This window comes from Oxalobacter formigenes (genome assembly GCF_002127965.1).
Classification (GTDB): Bacteria; Pseudomonadota; Gammaproteobacteria; order Burkholderiales; family Burkholderiaceae_D; genus Oxalobacter; species Oxalobacter formigenes.
Genome location: NZ_CP018787.1, coordinates 340,307 through 356,593, shown reverse-complemented (window position 1 = coordinate 356,593; position 16,287 = coordinate 340,307). Strand labels below are relative to the sequence as shown.

Genomic DNA, 16,287 nt, shown 5'->3' with positions numbered 1-16,287 from the left:
TTCGTTATCGTTATTGTCAATTACTTAACGCCGTATTCTTTCAGCCAGCCCAGACCTTCAACAGTGGTTGTCTTTGGCTTGTATTCGCAACCGATCCAGCCATCGTAACCGATATCGTCGATGAACTTGAACAGGAAGTGATAGTTGATTTCACCAGTGCCCGGTTCATTGCGGACAGGATTGTCAGCCAGCTGCATGTGCTTGATCAACGGCAGGTTGGCCTTGATGGTATTGGCCAGTTCACCTTCCATACGCTGCATATGATAGATATCGTACTGGATGAACAGGTTGTCCGACCCGACATCGCGAATGATATCGACAGCCTGTTGCGTACGGTTTAAGAACGCATTTTTCATGTCGAAGGTATTGACCGGTTCGGTAACCAGACGAATGCCTTCGGCTTTCAGCTTGCCGGCGGCGAATTTCAGGTTATCGACAAAGGTGGCGCGCAATTTGTCTTCGGAAACGTCTGGCAGAACCGGGCCGGACAGACAGTTGACCTGTTTGACGCCCAGTTTCTTGGCAGCATTGATTGCCTTGCCAACGCCGTCCTGGAATTCGCCTACACGATCAGGATGACAGGCGATACCGCGTTCACCCGCTTCCCAGTTACCGGCAGGCAAATTGTGGAGAACCAGTTCCAGATTATTCTTTTGCAGTTTTTCCGCGATTTCATCCAGATTGAATGCATACGGGAACAGGAATTCCACACCTTTGAAACCTGCTTTGGCAGCAGCGTCAAAACGGTCCATGAAAGGAACTTCATTAAACAACATGGACAAATTGGCAGCCATCTTTGGCATTGTCATTCTCCTTTTTATTATTCGTTAACGTCCAGGGCACCGCCAAATTCATTGATCTGGTCGAGATTACCGCCCATCGGGATATTGGTTACTCTTTCAAGAATTGCTTCCACAACCACAGGAACCTTGAATTCTTTCATCAATTCGCGAGCTTTCTTGAATGCGGGAATCAGTTCGTCCGGCTTGTGAACACGGATTGCCTTGCAGCCCAGGCCTTCAGCAACCTTGACGAAGTCAATACCGTAGCCATCCACTTCTGGCGAATTGATATTGTCGAAAGAAAGCTGGACACAGTAATCCAGATTATTGAATCCCAGCTGTCCCTGACGAATCAGGCCAAGGTAAGAGTTGTTAACCAGAACATGGATGTAAGGCAGGTTGAAGTGAGCGCCCACGGCCAGCTCTTCAATCATGAACTGGAAGTCAAAGTCACCGGACAAGGCCACGATGTCTGCATCCGGCAAAGCGGCACGAACACCCAGCGCAGCCGGAATTGTCCAGCCAAGAGGACCTGCCTGACCGCAGTTGATCCAGCCGCGTGGCTGCTGGACTTTCAGGTGCTGTGCAGCGCCGATCTGGGACAGACCGATAGCGGTAACGTAGTGAACGTCCTTACCGAAGAAATTGTTCATTTCCTGATAAACGCGCTGTGGTTTCATCGGAACGTCATCATAATCGGTACGACGCAACATGGTACGTTTGCGCTTCAGACATTCAGCACCCCATGCGGACCGATCTTTCAGCTTGCCGGCAGCTTTCCATTCCTTCGCAACTTCAACGAGCAGTTCCAGAGCGGCTTTTGCATCGGAAACAACGGCATAATCAGGACAGAAAACCTTGCCCAGCTGGGTCGGTTCGATATCGATGTGAACAAACTTGCGGCCCTTGGTATAGGTATCCATGCCGCCGGTATGACGGTTTGCCCAGCGGTTACCGATACCCATGACGAAATCCGATGCCAGGAAATTGGCATTGCCATAACGATGGTGGGTCTGGAGACCGACCATACCGGCCATCAGATCGTGATCGTCAGGAATGGAACCCCACCCCATCAGGGTTGGAACAACCGGCGTTCCGAGAAGCTCGGCCAGTTCAACCAGCAATGGGGAAGCGTCAGCCAGAATGACACCACCACCAGCGATCAGCAGCGGTTTTTCAGCGTCGTTCAACATGGTCAGCGCTTTTTCGATCTGGGCGCGGGTTGCTTTTGGTGGATGGACTTCCAGCGGAGTGTAGGTATCGGGATCGAATTCGATTTCACCCATCTGGACATCCAGAGGAAGATCGATCAATACAGGACCCTGACGACCGGAACGCATCAGATAGAAAGCCTTTTGCAAAGTCCACGGAACCAGAGCAGGTTCACGGACGGTAACAGCCATTTTGGTGACTGGAGCGGCGATTTTTTCAATGTCTACGGCCTGGAAATCTTCCTTGAAAAGCTTGGCGCGAGGAGCCTGACCGGTAATGGCCAGAATCGGGGTAGAGTCAGCCTGTGCAGAATACAGACCGGTAATCATATCGGTCGCAGCGGGGCCGGACGTACACACACCGACACCGATATTACCCTGTTTGGCACGGGTATAACCTTCCGCCATGTGAGCGATACCTTCACCATGACGAGCCAGGATATGTTTCATGGTGCCACGTTTTTTCATCGCCGCATAAAACGGATTGATACCAGCGCCGGGAATACCGAACAGCTGGGTTACGCCTTCTTTTTCCAATACACAGACAGCCGCTTCGGCTGCGGTCATTTTTGCCATGAAGCACCTCCAGGTTCAACAATTCAAATTTATTAAATGCAATTAATTCGCATTATATAGATGATTTTTTTGTTTGATAAGATAATAAAATATCGCTTGATTCCATACTTTTTGTAAGGAATGCCACATATGGATAAAATCAAACAAATTGAAGCATTCGTTAATGCAACAGAAAAGGGAAGCCTTGCCAAAGCTGCGCTTGGGCAGGGAGTGACTCCGGTTATGCTGGGGCGGCGTATAGATGCGCTCGAACGACGTCTCGGCATTAAACTGATGCATCGTACAACTCGACATCTTACACTAACTGAGCGTGGTACGGTATTTTTCGATCAATGTAAAAAAATACTCGACGAACTGGATCAGGCGGAAAAAATGATCGGCGAAGGCCTGAACAAAGCAACCGGCCACCTCATCGTCTCCGCTCCGGCTGCGTTCGGAAGAAAGCATGTAGCGCCGCATGCCCCGGCTTTTCTGGCTGCCAATCCCGATGTCAAGATATCATTCAACCTGAGCGATCAAGTCGTCGACCTTGTCCGTGAAGGCTACGATCTCAGCATTCGCATTGGCGGGACAATCGATCCCAGTCTTATCGCCGTAAACCTGTATTCAAACCATCGTGTCGTTTGCGCCGCACCGGATTACCTTGAAAAACATGGCGTTCCGAAAAATCTAAAGGATTTGAGCCAGCATAATTGCCTGACATTCAACCTGCAGGGAGGCCAGCAACGTGGCTGGCATTTCAATGAAAACAACAAAACCGTCATTATCCGGACTGCCGGCAATCTCGACTGCAACGACGGAGAACTCCTGCACCGCTGGTGTCTGGAAGGATATGGGCTGGCCTGGCGTTCGACATGGGAAATACAATCCGAACTCGCTTCCGGCAAACTGGTCACCGTACTGGACGATTACGCCCTTCCCAACTACGACATCATGGCAGTTTACCCCCAGCAAAGATACCTCCCCTTGAAAACCCGCCTGTTCATTGATCATCTGAAAACAACGTACATGCAAACGGATTACTGGACACAACCACACTAAAGCATCCCGGCCTTCATTTCTGCAAGAAAATGGAGTTTTCTTACAAGAAGCGTGTGCTATCAGCAGCGATTGTCGTACAAAATAAAAACCGCCGGATCAACCGGCGGTTTTTATTTGACGAACCGAAATGCTTATAAAGCTGTTTCAGGCATTCCTGCTTAGGATTCGCTCGAAACTTCCGTTCCACAGAATGGACAGAATTTGGCATGTTCATCCGTAATCGGATAGGAACATTTCGGGCAAAGTTTCGGTACAGGCGACAGTTCGACAATAAGCTCTCCTTCGAGTACCGGCACCATACGATGGTCTTTCTTGAAGTCGGCCGTCTTGACGACCCGCTTGACGATCCCGTTAACAGGAGCCAGAACCGATCTTTCCTGCTTCATGATGGAGACATTGAAGAGTTCCTGACCCTGCTTGACGATATCGCCTTCCTTGACGTGGACAATCCAGAGATCGGCCTTGCGCGGGCTGGCGACATGATACTGGTTACCGCTTTCCGCAATAACCGAACCACTGCCGCCACCGGCAGCCGTTACGGGAGCGTCGATCTGGACTTCGCTTGTGAGAATTTCGGAATCCAGAACGTACCGTACTGTGGCAACGCCGTCATCATTAACCGGATCGATACTTAAAAGAAGCATCTGGTGCGGCTTGCCGCTGGTCGTATTGAAATTGAGCGTCTGGCCCGGTTTGATACCTTCAAACCACACATCCAGCGGCAAATGGTTCGGGTTACCGAATTTTTTCTGGAATTCGATGGTCTTGATCGCATCTGCCGGATGGTTCAGGTACATGACAAATTCTTCATCGGTCGGATCGCGTTTCAGAAGTCTTGCCAATTCAGCCCTTTCGACTTCCATGTCGACTGGTGCCAGATTTTCCAGAGGAGATACTTCCGTACGGGAAGCGATGGCATTTTTCCAGTCGGCGCCGAAGGCACTCTGGTAAACCCAGTCATCCGGGAAACCGAGCGGCAAACGTCCGAACTTGCCCAACAGAAGATTCTGGAAGGCTTCGTTACAATCACGATAGGTATCAAGGCGCTTCTGCTTGATTTCTTCCGTAAGGTCTTCTTCTTTGGTTTCAGTAACCGTTTTGAGCACGGAAAGAAGCTGCTGGACGGCTGGCAGGCCACCACGCTTGTATGCCCCGGTCACGGCCAGAAAAGCGGTATTCCATGTCGTTTGCGAACCCGGTGTCACATCGTGGTAGCGAACGATCTGGCGCGTATAGGCCAGAAAGTCGAGCATATAAGGAAGCAACTGGATATAACCCTGCTTGACAGCACCTTCCTGCGAAGAAGAAGTTGCACCACCCGGCATGGCGTAACGGATAACGTCATGGTCAACGCCCTGGAAATAAGGCGAGCAGTAACGGTCGAAATATGGCATGAACTGCTTGCAAACGAAATTGGCATCGCGCAGCGCTTCCCGGTTGAGGCTGGTTTGAAGACCCAGTTCATCTTCCATATAAGCGGCCAGCGAACCGATATCGCCCTGACCATAGCTGCGAACCGAAGCGCCGAGACCGGCATCGACGATCTGGCAACCTGCTTCCGCAGCAGCTGCACAAGCAGGCAGGAACAGGCCATCGGTGACATGGCGATGGTAATGCAGAACCAGTTCAGGCCAGCGTTTTCTGAGTGCCGTGACCAGTTCACGCATGAATTTCGGCGGACAAACGCCAGCCATATCCTTCAAGCCCAGAATAAATTCACGGGTAACCGCTTTTTCCGACAAGCCTGAAACCCTGGACATCATGGCGATGATGGATTCAGTGACTCCGAGATAGTGGTTGATATCGAAGCCCTTGGCATAAGACAGCGACAGTGCCGGTTCAAATACCTTGTCCTTGCGGTCCATGACCACTTCCGTAATCGGCAACATATTGGCCGGTTCATTCAGGAAGTCAAAGCAGCGAACCACGTCATAGTGATCACAGATCATTTCGCCAGTCAGCCTCATCAAATTTCTTGGCTGCGGGCTGTAACCCAGTACATTGGTCGAACGGATCAGCAGCTGTTTCAGGGTCTTCGGCGCAAAACTGTTCCATTCACGCGCTTCCCTGAACGGATACGTCATGTTGGCAAGCATGGCCACATGGAAATGGGCACCACCACCGTTTTCGATGGAAAACAGGCCGAGATTGTCCAGATAAGGTCCCACGAGCCTGTCTTCCGCCAAACGCATGCGATTGCCATTATTGGACTGGGTCATGTCGCGAGTCGTGGTATCCGTAAAGTGGATTTTGCCGCTATCGCGTACAAAATCAAGCAGAGCGCGGCGGTCACCACGTGGATACGGCGATGGAGTCCGTTTTGCTTTCTGGGTGATTTCCGGCAGGATTGCCTTGAAACTGCCCAGTGATGGTGTATTGCGATTGCGATACGTTCCCAGCGAGACATAAGGGTTGTATCCACGCGCGGAAATTTCAGCCACGAGTTTGGCCAGACGTTCTTTTTCAGGTGCAAGATCCGTGTAGTTGAGCAGTTCCGGATGATCGTGAATATAGGTCGTCGTGATATTGCCGTTACGGAAATTTTCATCGCTGATGATTTTTTCCATAAACGGAATGGTTGTTTTCAGCCCACCGATCACATATTCGGAAAGCGCACGCTCCATGATACCCATCGTTTTCTGCCAGTCGTGCGAATAGGTAATCAACAGGGCACCAGCCGAATCATAATTGGACGGGAATTCGTAACCGGCCGACAGATTCGAATCGAGACGGACACCGGGACCGCCAGTCGACACGTAACGGGTAATCAGTCCCGAATTTGGTGTAAATCCATCCTGAGGGTCTTCCAGATTCACCCGTACCTGCATGGAGGTGAAGATCGGGCGGGTATTTTCTTCGTTGAAACGCAGTTCCGAACCGAAAGCGATAGCAATCTGTTCTTCCACAAGGTCAACCCCGTAACGGCTTTCGGTAATACCGTGTTCAACCTGCAAACGGGTATTGACTTCAATCATGTATGGCGTCGAGTCTTCGGTCACCAGAAACTCGACCGTGGCAACCGAGTGGTAACCGACTGCCAGAACCATCCGGCGGGCATATTCCTTGAGTTGCTCACGCAGTTCCGGCGTGATGCCCTTCCATGGCGAAGGCGTGATTTCAATCAGCTTCTGGTTATTACGCTGTACGGTACAGTCGCGTTCGTCAAAGGCAAACACATTGCCCCAACGGTCAGCAATCACCTGAATTTCAATGTGATGGACATTGGGCAGATATTTTTCGACAAACAGGCGTGGATTGCCGAAAGAAGCCTGAGCCATGGCCGACGCTTTCATAAAGGCATCTTCCAGTTCTTCCTGATTGGTCACACGGAAAATACCTCGTCCGCCACCACCGCCTTCAGCTTTCAGCATGATCGGCAAACCGATTTCCTCGATGATGGCCCTTGCCTGTTCAACGTCAACCGAATCATCCGACCCCGGAACAACAGGAACGCCTACCTGACGGGCGATAATACGAGCCTGAACCTTGTTGCCCAGTTTGTACATGGCATCGGCAGAAGCGCCAATGAAGGTGATACCGGCTTCTTCAGCCAGTTTCGGGAAAAGCATGTCTTCGCTGGCAAAACCCCAGCCCGGATGCATGGCCACAACATTGCGTTGCTTGGCCAGTTCCATGATCCTCTCAAGATGGAGGTAGGCACGTGGATCAGAACCCAGAAGAATCAATTCCTGAGCGGAAGCGGCCGCAGGTTGCGTCTTGTCGACATCGGTAACGGTCATTGCAGAAACAGCTTCGAACCGTTCTCCAATGGATCGGCAAATACGACGTGCCGGGATACCGCGGTTTACAACCAGAATGACTTTGCCGCGGAGAGACTCCCGGACTTCCTCAAAGGTTCTTTTTTTAAGATTCATTTCTCTTCTCAGCACAGTCGCTGATTCAATCTGTTATTGGAAATACACCAAAAACTCCGCCGTTTCTGGCCAAGATAAAAAACGGATGGCAAAACCGCCTGAAGCAGGGTCGGCAAACGTGGCATTGTTTCACCAAATTCAGCCAAACCCGGCTTCAAAAGCCAAATATGTTAATTTTAAAGCAAATTATAAAATATGTAATGACGTTGTTTCCCATGAAAAACTCTGAAAACAAAGAAATTTCCATTTCTGCACAGTTTCATCACTTAAAACTCCCGATGAATGTACCCAACATGCTTTAAAACGGAGATTCATAATGTGGAAAACGGGATTGTGCCATCTGGCAACCAGATCACAAATAATGTAATTGCTCCCGGAATGACCAGAAACATGCTCTGATTCCATAAAAACGAAAACGTCTGTCACTCAGACACTTTTCTTATCGCGCCTCGCATGAATGTCTGGATGCCCTCCCCGGTTGCCAGCAACAAACCGCCGCGCTCATCAATACCCACCAGTACGCCAGTGACAAGTGATCCATCTACGTCAAGACATACCTTCTCATTCAGCCACAATAGCCGGGAAAACGCCTCGTTTCGCCAGGATGTCGAAAAGCTGCCAAGATCAAGCTTCGCCAGTCGATCAGCCAGATTTTCAACAATAATTTCCGGAGTCAGATTTCTCGCTACCACAGGATCGACGCCATACAGGCTGGTAGCTGGAAGTGCCGCATTTTCGCGAAGAGAAAGTGAATCCGGAGAAGAAACCAGATTGATGCCAATACCGGCGACCAGTTTCTCGCCTTTTTGCTCAAGGAGGATGCCCGCGACTTTACCTCCTTCAATCACCAGATCATTTAACCACTTGATTTTGATGTCGAAGCCGAAATCCGCAAGTGTTGCAGCAATGCAACAAGACAATGCCAAAGCCGCTTCCGTATTATTAAAAGGAGCCGTATAGGGAAGCCGGATAGCGGCGTAAACATTCCCTTGAGGACTGATCCATGAACGGCCATATTGACCGCGGCCGGCAGTCTGTTCATAAGAAATAAGCGCATCAAAAACGGAAAAACGGGAATCCGCCACCATTTTCCAGGCCGCATTCAAAACCGAATCGGTACTTTCAAGTACAGTAAGCATAATTTACAAATTGAATAGCATTTTTTTCACCATCTTTCACCTTTTGAGAAAAAGGGATTTCAGATTTCTGATTAATGACAGTCGAAAAAAGCGACCGTTTCGGGTCGCTTTTCAAACTGCGTCAGCAAACGGATTACAGACTGTCGCCGAAATCTTCTCTGAACTTGGCAAGCAATTTCTGTGGCCAGTCGGAAGACGCTTCCAGACGACCGACAAAGAAACGCAGCACTTTCGGTTCTTCGGTGAATCTCAGACCACCGATCAACTCACGGTTTTTCCACAGCCATTCAATACGGTCTTCCGCATACTTGACCTGAGACAGAGTAAACACACGGCGTGGGAAAGCGAGACGCAGCAATTCAACTTCAGACGGTACGTCATTACCCTGTTCGTCACGGTCCATCGAAATCGTACCACGTTCCATACCACGGACACCGGAAACGATATACAAGGCAGCAGCCAAGGCACCGGCAGGATAATCGAAAGAACTCAGATGAGGCAGGAATCCTCTGGCATCCAGATGGCAACCGAGGCCACCGGCTGGCGTAATGACAGGAATGCCTTTTTTGTCCAGACTGTCGACCAGATATTTGATGAATTCTGGCGAATGACGGATAACGTTCCAGTCAACTGCTTCACGCATGCCAACTGCCATCGATTCGATTTCACGAACGGAAATACCACCATAAGTAAGAAAGCCTTCGAACAGAGGAATCATGTCGCGCATTTTCAGATACAGTTCCTTGTTCTTCGTAGCAATGCCACCCCCACGGGAACAGCTGATCTTGCGGGCCGAGAAGTAAATAACATCAGACAAATCGCAGAGCGTACGCAGGATCTCTGCAGGGCTCTTGTCCATGAATTCCGGTTCACGCATCTTGATGAAATACATGTTTTCGCAAACCAGACTGATATCCAGAACAATCATGATACCGTTTTCGTCAGCGACCTTGCGGACGGCACGCATGTTTTCAACCGAGAAAGGTTGGCCACCAATCAGGTTGGTGCCGGCTTCCATACGGATGTACGGGATATGTTCCTTGCCGTGAGTTTTGATCAGGTCTTTCAGCTTGCCGATATCCATATTGCCCTTGAAAGGCTTGTCGGATTTGATTTCAAGCGCGTCATCCGTAAACAGTTCAGCCACTTTGCCGCCAGCCAGTTCGATATGTGCTTTCGTCGTCGTAAAATGGAAGTTCATCGGAACGATATCGCCCTTTTTGACGAAGACCTGCGAAATGATATGTTCGGCAGCACGCCCCTGATGAGCTGGCAGGAAATATTCCGTGCCCAGCACTTCTTCAACAACTTCCTGCAAACGGTTAAACGATTCGGAACCGGCATAAGCATCATCGGCAACCATCATCGAAGCGATCTGCTGATCGGACATGGCATTCGTACCGCTGTCTGTCAGCATGTCCATAAACACATCGCGGTTCTGGAGCAGGAATGTATTGAAACCGGCGTCTTCCATCGCTTTCAGTCGTTGCTCAATCGGCAAAAGATTAAGTTTCTGAACAACACGCACCTTATGCATTTCAATAGGAACGTACTCACCGCTGGTCATCTTGATTGTTTCGTTGGACATAAAAATCTCAGTAGGTTGGATCGTAAAAAATAAAAGACTTCCCGTCTGGACAGCTAAACAGCAGGAAGTCGGCTTATCTGAAAAATCAATACTTCATTGCCTCTGTTGCATGACAAATACGTCGATTTTATTCCATTTTTATATCAAAAACGCAATTCGATATAAGAAAAACCTGTTTTATTTGCAGCAAAAAAACAAATTATTCGCACGGATAATTCCAAAGAAATCTTTTATCACGGCAGCCGTATGCAAGGTCTTCATAAAGGACAATTACCCAAACTCCCTTTTCTTCAGCCGTACAGACCATAAAAATGGAAAATTGCAAACGAAAATGAAAAACGCCTTGACCGGGAAGGAACAAAAGGCATGAAAAACAAGGAAGGGAAAATAAATTTGAACTGGTCGGGGTGAGAGGATTTGAACCTCCGGCCTCTACGTCCCGAACGTAGCGCTCTACCAGGCTAAGCTACACCCCGAATTGAAAAAGCGGAAATCAATAATTTCTTTCCGCTGAGAAGGTCGATAATTTTATCAGAGTTTCCTTGTATTGACTATCCCGCAAACAGGACAAGGCCTGTGCTGCATCATTTGCCGCATCCTGAGCCTTCCGGGCGGTATAGTCGAGCGCATCGCTGGCCTTGACCGCCTCAAGGATGAAAGGAAGGGAAGCCTCGTCATGGTTTTCAATACACTCCCGAATCGTTTTCCTGATACTCTCGTCACAATGCGACATCAGGAAAATAAGCGGCAAGGTCATTTTTCCTTCACGCAAATCATTTCCCACCGTTTTCCCCAGAACATCCGTTTCACCGGCGTAATCGAGCAAATCATCGACCAGCTGAAAAGCGATCCCGAGAGAACGACCATACGCAGCCGCAGCTTCAATCTCTTTCTCAGAAGCATGTGCAATCAAGGCGCCCAAAACAGCGGAAACTTCAAACAACCTGGCTGTCTTCGCGTAGATGACCTCCATATACCGTTTTTCATCGATAGCGGGATTGCGCACATTCACAAGCTGCATCACCTCGCCTTCGGCAATAAGATTCGTTGCATCGGACAAAACCGGCAGAATACGCATATCGTTGACGGCAACAATCATCTGGAATGCGCGGGTGTAAAGAAAATCGCCGACAAGAACGGAAGCGGCATTCCCGAAAAGGGCGTTGGCGCTTGATTTCCCCCTGCGCAAATCGGCTTCATCCACTACATCGTCATGCAAGAGCGTCGCGGTATGAATAAATTCGATCATGGCGGCAAGCATCTGATGCTGCGTTCCCTGATAACCGAAAGCCCTTGCCATCAATAACACCAAAGCCGGACGAATCCGTTTGCCGCCTGCATTGATGAGATATTCCGCAATCTGGCTGATAAAAGGAACATTTGAATGCAACTGTTCCCGGATAATCCGGTTGACGCCTTCCATGTCGGGCGCAATCGTACTCAAAAACGAATCGTGGGAATCGGTGCTTTGATGTTGATTCAAGGGAAAATCCGTTCAGTTTTGTTTTTATGGACTCGCTGCGATTATACGATGAGATGTCTGGTGAGGCTAACTCATCTTTGCAAAAGATCAGGCATCATGCAACAGCGCAGTATCATGACAACTCATCCTCAAAACCATCTTCCGGAACCTTGACTTTGGAAACCAGCACTTTATCGACCCGGTTCTTATCCATATCCATCACTTCAAACCGCCAGCCATCGATTTCAAAACTATCCGCCGGTGCAGGAATTTTGCCCAGCATATACATGACGAATCCGCCAACTGTGTGAAAACGATGGGTCTCCTCCCCCGGCAAAGTTCCTTTTATGCCCAACTCGTCCGTCAGCCGCTCCATACTCATTTCACCATCCGCCAGCCAGGAACCGTCGCCACGCCGGACAAGATCGTTTTCAGCCGTGATTTCCGGACTGGAATAGTCCCCGACAATCGCCGCAAGGACATCCGTCAGGGTTACCATCCCTTGTACTTCACCATACTCGTCGACAATCAGGGCAAACGAATTGTTCGAGCGGCGGAAGTTTTCCATCAACTGGATCGTACTGACGGCCTCGGGAACATAGGCCGGACTACGCAAGACATGCCGGATATCTTCAAAAGTAACGGCATTTCCGTTCACCGTCTTTTTCAATAAATCCCCTGTCCGGAGAATTCCGAGAACATGTTGAAGACCGTTTTTGCAGACCACCAGGCGCGTATGATCCGATTCGACAATCCGGTTCCTGACTTTCTCGATCGAATCGTTCAAATCGATTATCGCCATATCGTGTCTGGGCGTCATGATTTCCATAACCGGTTGCTGGTCCAGCCTGAGGACATTGGAAACAATCTCCTCTTCGCTCTCATGAAAAACTCCGGCCCGGGTTCCCTGTACCATCAATGCTTTGATCTCGTTATCGCTGACAGGAGGCTCATTGTCCTTCTTCACTCCAAATGCTTCCAGGAGCCACTCACTCGATCTCGCCAGTAACAGCACCAGAGGACGGGAAACAAAAGCAACCCAGCTCAAAGGTCTTGCCATCAGCGAAGCCCACCTTTCCGGCGCCAGCAGCGCCAGACTTTTGGGGACGAGTTCACCGATAACCACTGTAAAATACGTCAATGCAATGACGGTCAAGGTCAAAGCGATACCGTGTGCATATGGCTGAAAAAACGGAACTTCCGCAATCCATTTGGCCAATGGCGCAGACAAAACCTTTTCACCGATAGCACCGCTCAATATGCCGATGGATGTAATCCCGACCTGAATGGTCGACAGAAAACGGGAAGGAAAACGAACCAGTTCAAGCGCTTTTCTGGCGCCTGAGTTACCTTTATCCGACAGGTTCTGCAAACGAACCTTTCTGGAAGAAACGAGCGCGATTTCCGACATGGCGAAAAGGCCATTTACCAAGGTCAATGCGACCAGCAGCAACACATCCGTCAGAAAACCGTCCATATCCGTCACCAGTCAAAACCAACAAAATCATGGTAACGCAGTCAATCATCCGGCATGTTCAGGATATTGATTTGTTTGATAAAACTTAAGCCATATGCTGAGAAATATTCAATGGCGTTGTTTCACGACCGGAAGAAATTGCTCTATGGATGCGATGATTTCTTTCGAGACGGCCTGAGTGCGTCTGTTGACAAGATCCCGGTATGGTTGCAAAACCAGATGGCTGACACCCAACTCCATCAATTGTCTCGCCATTTTTCCGGCATTGTCGGGATTGAAGAAAAGAGGATCGACGGTACAGCGCAATTCAAAATCCTTTCCCGAATCCAGAATCCGGATAAGGGAGTCTTTTGCACGCTGTCCATTACCACCGCCGGTAATGAGTTCATACTCATCGAAAGGAGCCTTGATATCCAGTCCGACCCATTCAATCAAAGGAAGGACCTTTGACAATCTTTCCGGATAAACTCCTGAAGTATGCAAGGCAACCTCAAAACCGTTTTGATGAATTTGCCCGATCGCTTCAGGCAATTGCTTTTGCAACAAAGGCTCACCACCACTGAAAACCACTCCATCAAGCAGCCCCCGTCGGGTTTCAAGCCATCGGAAGGTATCGTTCCAGGAATACTGTCCGGCTTCTCCTGACTCGAGCAAATGCCGGTTATGGCAGTAACGACAACGCCAGGGACAACCCTGACAGAAAATAACGGCTGCCAGTCTGCCGGGGAAATCGATCGTCGTAAACGGCGTGATTCCCCCCACGTGAATATCGATATTATCGACCGCAACCACAAATCTTATCCAGCTCGGCAACGGGGGTTTCAGCAAAATGAACACGGTCGTGATGTTCGCTTTGCTTTCCCGGATTGAATTCGGAAACTGGTCTGTGATAACCCATTACGCGTGTCCAGACTTCACAGCGCTGTCTTTTTTCCTGTGGCAATTGTGATTTATCCATTTTCATTCCTTTCATTAAAAATCATTGCGGGGTTTTCGACATTTCAGCCATAAGCTCTTCGTCGCAAACCGGACAAAATTCGTGTTCTCCTGCCAGATAACCATGCTTCGGACAAATCGAGAACGTTGGGGTCACTGTCAGATAAGGCAGGCGATAATTCGTCAATGCCGTTTTCACCAGTTTCCTGCAGGCTTCCGGCGACGAAATCTGTTCCTGCATATACAGGTGAAGCACCGTACCGCCGGTATAACGGATCTGCAAATCATCCTGACAATTCAGGGCTTCAAACGGATCATCGGTATAACCGACAGGCAACTGGGAAGAATTGGTGTAATAAGGATGCTCTTTTGTACCAGCCTGCAAAATACCCGGATACCGTTTCTTGTCTTCTCGGGCGAACCGGTATGTCGTTCCTTCAGCCGGTGTGGCTTCCAGATTGTAAAGACTGCCCGTTTCTTCCTGATATCCCTTCATCCGTTCACGCAAATGATCCAGCAGGCGCAAGGCCAGCGCATGACCGAACTCGGTCGTAATATCGTCTTTGTCATCGGTGAAATTACGGACCATTTCATTGATACCGTTAACGCCAATTGTCGAAAAGTGATTGCGCAGCTTGCCCAGATAACGGCGTGTATAAGGGAAAAGCCCATCATCCATCAAACGCTGCACCACTTTCCGTTTGATTTCCAGACTGTCCTTTGCCATGTCCGCCAGATAATCCAGACGGGCCAGAAGTCCTTTTTCATTCCCTTTGAACAGATAGCCGAGACGCGCACAATTGATCGTCACCACACCAATCGAGCCAGTCTGTTCCGCTGAACCGAACAGGCCGTTACCGCGTTTTAGCAGTTCCCTCAAATCCAGCTGCAAACGACAGCACATAGAACGGACCATATTCGGTGAAAGGTCCGAATTCAGAAAATTCTGGAAATACGGCAAACCGTATTTCGCCGTCATCGCAAACAGGCGCTCGGCATTTTCAGATTCCCAGGGAAAATCGGACGTGATGTTGTATGTCGGGATCGGGAAAGTGAATACCCTGCCACGCCGGTCACCTGCCGTCATCACCTCGATGTAGGCACGGTTCAACATATCCATTTCTTCCTGCAATTCACCATACCTGAACGGCATCTCCTGACCGGCAATCACCGGCACCTGTTCGCGCAAATCTTCCGGGCAAACCCAGTCGAAAGTCAGGTTGGTAAACGGTGTCTGCGTTCCCCAGCGTGATGGCACATTCAGGTTGTAAATGAATTCCTGCATGCTCTGGCGAACATTGTCATAGGAGAGCTTGTCATTTCTGACATAAGGAGCCAGATACGTATCAAAGGAACTGAATGCCTGTGCACCGGCCCATTCGTTTTGAAGCGTACCCAGAAAATTGACCATCTGGCCCAACGCGGTCGAGAAGTGTTTGGGAGGGTCCGCTTCAGGTTTACCGGCAATGCCATTAAAGCCTTCATACAGAAGCTGTCTCAAAGACCACCCGGCACAATAACCGCACAGCATGTCCAGATCGTGAATATGATAATCGGCATCCCGGTGAGCCTGTCCTATTTCAGGGGAGTAAACGTGGCTCAGCCAGTAATTGGCTGTTACCTTGCCGGAAACATTCAGAATCAGGCCACCAAGCGAATATCCCTGATTGGCATTGGCCTGTACGCGCCAGTCGGCACGATCGACATATTCTTCAACCGAAGAAGCGACATCGACCAGCGTCCTTCTGTCCTGACGCAAACGATGGCGCTGGTCACGATACGTGGCATAGGCACGGAAAGTCTTGGTGTGATTGGCATCGACAAGCATCTGCTCGACGACATCCTGAACCTGTTCAACTGTCGGGGGTGCTCCGACAAACCGATGGCGCAAAACCTTAAGCGTTCTTTGCGTGAGCAACTGGGCTTCATCTTCACCAAAATCTCCGGTAGCTCTTCCGGCTTTGGTCAGCGCGACAGTAATCCGGTTGGCATCGAAAGGAACATCGGCCCCGTCACGTTTGATAATACGTTGCGGCAAGGGCGGCAATACGGATGGTGTGGGCGATACGGGATCCCTGTCGATAACGGCGCTTTCTTCCGCTTTCATTCAATAACCTCTGTTCGTTCTGGACAGGGCACGCAAAGAAAACAGATCCGGAGAGCCACAGAATTCGACCACAAAAAAAGTGTACAAACATTC

At 49.6% G+C, this 16,287-nt stretch carries 9 protein-coding genes, 1 tRNA gene and 1 pseudogene; 1 reads left to right on the top strand and 10 read right to left on the bottom strand.

All coding sequences use genetic code 11. The features are described 5' to 3' along the window. Positions 1–20: 20 nt before the first annotated feature. Both hyi and gcl read right to left on the bottom strand, forming a co-directional pair. On the bottom strand, positions 21–803 hold the full coding sequence (hyi, locus tag BRW83_RS01810) for a hydroxypyruvate isomerase (protein ID WP_036603240.1): 783 nt from the start codon (positions 801–803) through the stop codon (positions 21–23). Positions 804–820: 17 nt separating this feature from the next. Then, positions 821–2,569: a glyoxylate carboligase gene (gene gcl / locus BRW83_RS01805; protein ID WP_005882106.1), complete on the bottom strand. Its 1,749-nt coding sequence runs from the start codon at positions 2,567–2,569 to the stop codon at positions 821–823. Between the two features lie 129 nt (positions 2,570–2,698). Between gcl and BRW83_RS01800 the strand changes: the two genes are divergently transcribed. Then, on the top strand, positions 2,699–3,610 hold the full coding sequence (locus BRW83_RS01800) for a LysR family transcriptional regulator (RefSeq protein WP_005882108.1): 912 nt from the start codon (positions 2,699–2,701) through the stop codon (positions 3,608–3,610). Between the two features lie 158 nt (positions 3,611–3,768). Here BRW83_RS01800 and BRW83_RS01795 read toward each other — a convergent pair whose 3' ends face one another. The 8 genes and pseudogenes from BRW83_RS01795 to BRW83_RS01750 all read right to left on the bottom strand — a co-directional run. Further along, positions 3,769–7,485: a pyruvate carboxylase gene (locus BRW83_RS01795; RefSeq protein WP_005882109.1), complete on the bottom strand. Its 3,717-nt coding sequence runs from the start codon at positions 7,483–7,485 to the stop codon at positions 3,769–3,771. 422 nt (positions 7,486–7,907) lie between these two features. Next, positions 7,908–8,624, bottom strand: coding sequence for a biotin--[acetyl-CoA-carboxylase] ligase (locus BRW83_RS01790; RefSeq protein ID WP_005882111.1), 717 nt, complete (start codon positions 8,622–8,624; stop codon positions 7,908–7,910). 133 nt (positions 8,625–8,757) lie between these two features. Next, a complete protein-coding gene (locus BRW83_RS01785) occupies positions 8,758–10,212 on the bottom strand; it encodes a tryptophanase (RefSeq protein WP_005882113.1) in 1,455 nt (484 codons plus the stop codon). A gap of 399 nt (positions 10,213–10,611) precedes the next feature. Then, positions 10,612–10,688: transfer RNA gene (locus BRW83_RS01775), tRNA-Pro, on the bottom strand. 17 nt (positions 10,689–10,705) lie between these two features. Further along, positions 10,706–11,695, bottom strand: coding sequence for a polyprenyl synthetase family protein (locus BRW83_RS01770; protein WP_005882115.1), 990 nt, complete (start codon positions 11,693–11,695; stop codon positions 10,706–10,708). A gap of 112 nt (positions 11,696–11,807) precedes the next feature. Continuing rightward, complete coding sequence (locus BRW83_RS01765; protein WP_036603247.1) at positions 11,808–13,151, bottom strand: hemolysin family protein; 1,344 nt, start codon at positions 13,149–13,151, stop codon at positions 11,808–11,810. Between the two features lie 108 nt (positions 13,152–13,259). Further along, the gene (locus tag BRW83_RS01760; RefSeq protein WP_005882118.1) at positions 13,260–13,943 is read right to left on the bottom strand and encodes an anaerobic ribonucleoside-triphosphate reductase activating protein; all 684 of its coding nucleotides are present in this window, start codon (positions 13,941–13,943) and stop codon (positions 13,260–13,262) included. Between the two features lie 7 nt (positions 13,944–13,950). Next, positions 13,951–16,194: pseudogene (locus BRW83_RS01750) on the bottom strand (ribonucleoside triphosphate reductase); the annotation flags it as partial. Positions 16,195–16,287: the final 93 nt, after the last annotated feature.

What these genes read in the sequence shown, in the direction of transcription:
- hyi (WP_036603240.1), bottom strand. Translation starts at nt 803, where the DNA reads ATGCCAAAGATGGCTGCCAATTTGTCCATGTTGTTTAATGAAGTTCCT.
- gcl (WP_005882106.1), bottom strand. Translation starts at nt 2,569, where the DNA reads ATGGCAAAAATGACCGCAGCCGAAGCGGCTGTCTGTGTATTGGAAAAA.
- BRW83_RS01800 (WP_005882108.1), top strand. Translation starts at nt 2,699, where the DNA reads ATGGATAAAATCAAACAAATTGAAGCATTCGTTAATGCAACAGAAAAG.
- BRW83_RS01795 (WP_005882109.1), bottom strand. Translation starts at nt 7,485, where the DNA reads ATGAATCTTAAAAAAAGAACCTTTGAGGAAGTCCGGGAGTCTCTCCGC.
- BRW83_RS01790 (WP_005882111.1), bottom strand. Translation starts at nt 8,624, where the DNA reads ATGCTTACTGTACTTGAAAGTACCGATTCGGTTTTGAATGCGGCCTGG.
- BRW83_RS01785 (WP_005882113.1), bottom strand. Translation starts at nt 10,212, where the DNA reads ATGTCCAACGAAACAATCAAGATGACCAGCGGTGAGTACGTTCCTATT.
- BRW83_RS01765 (WP_036603247.1), bottom strand. Translation starts at nt 13,151, where the DNA reads ATGGACGGTTTTCTGACGGATGTGTTGCTGCTGGTCGCATTGACCTTG.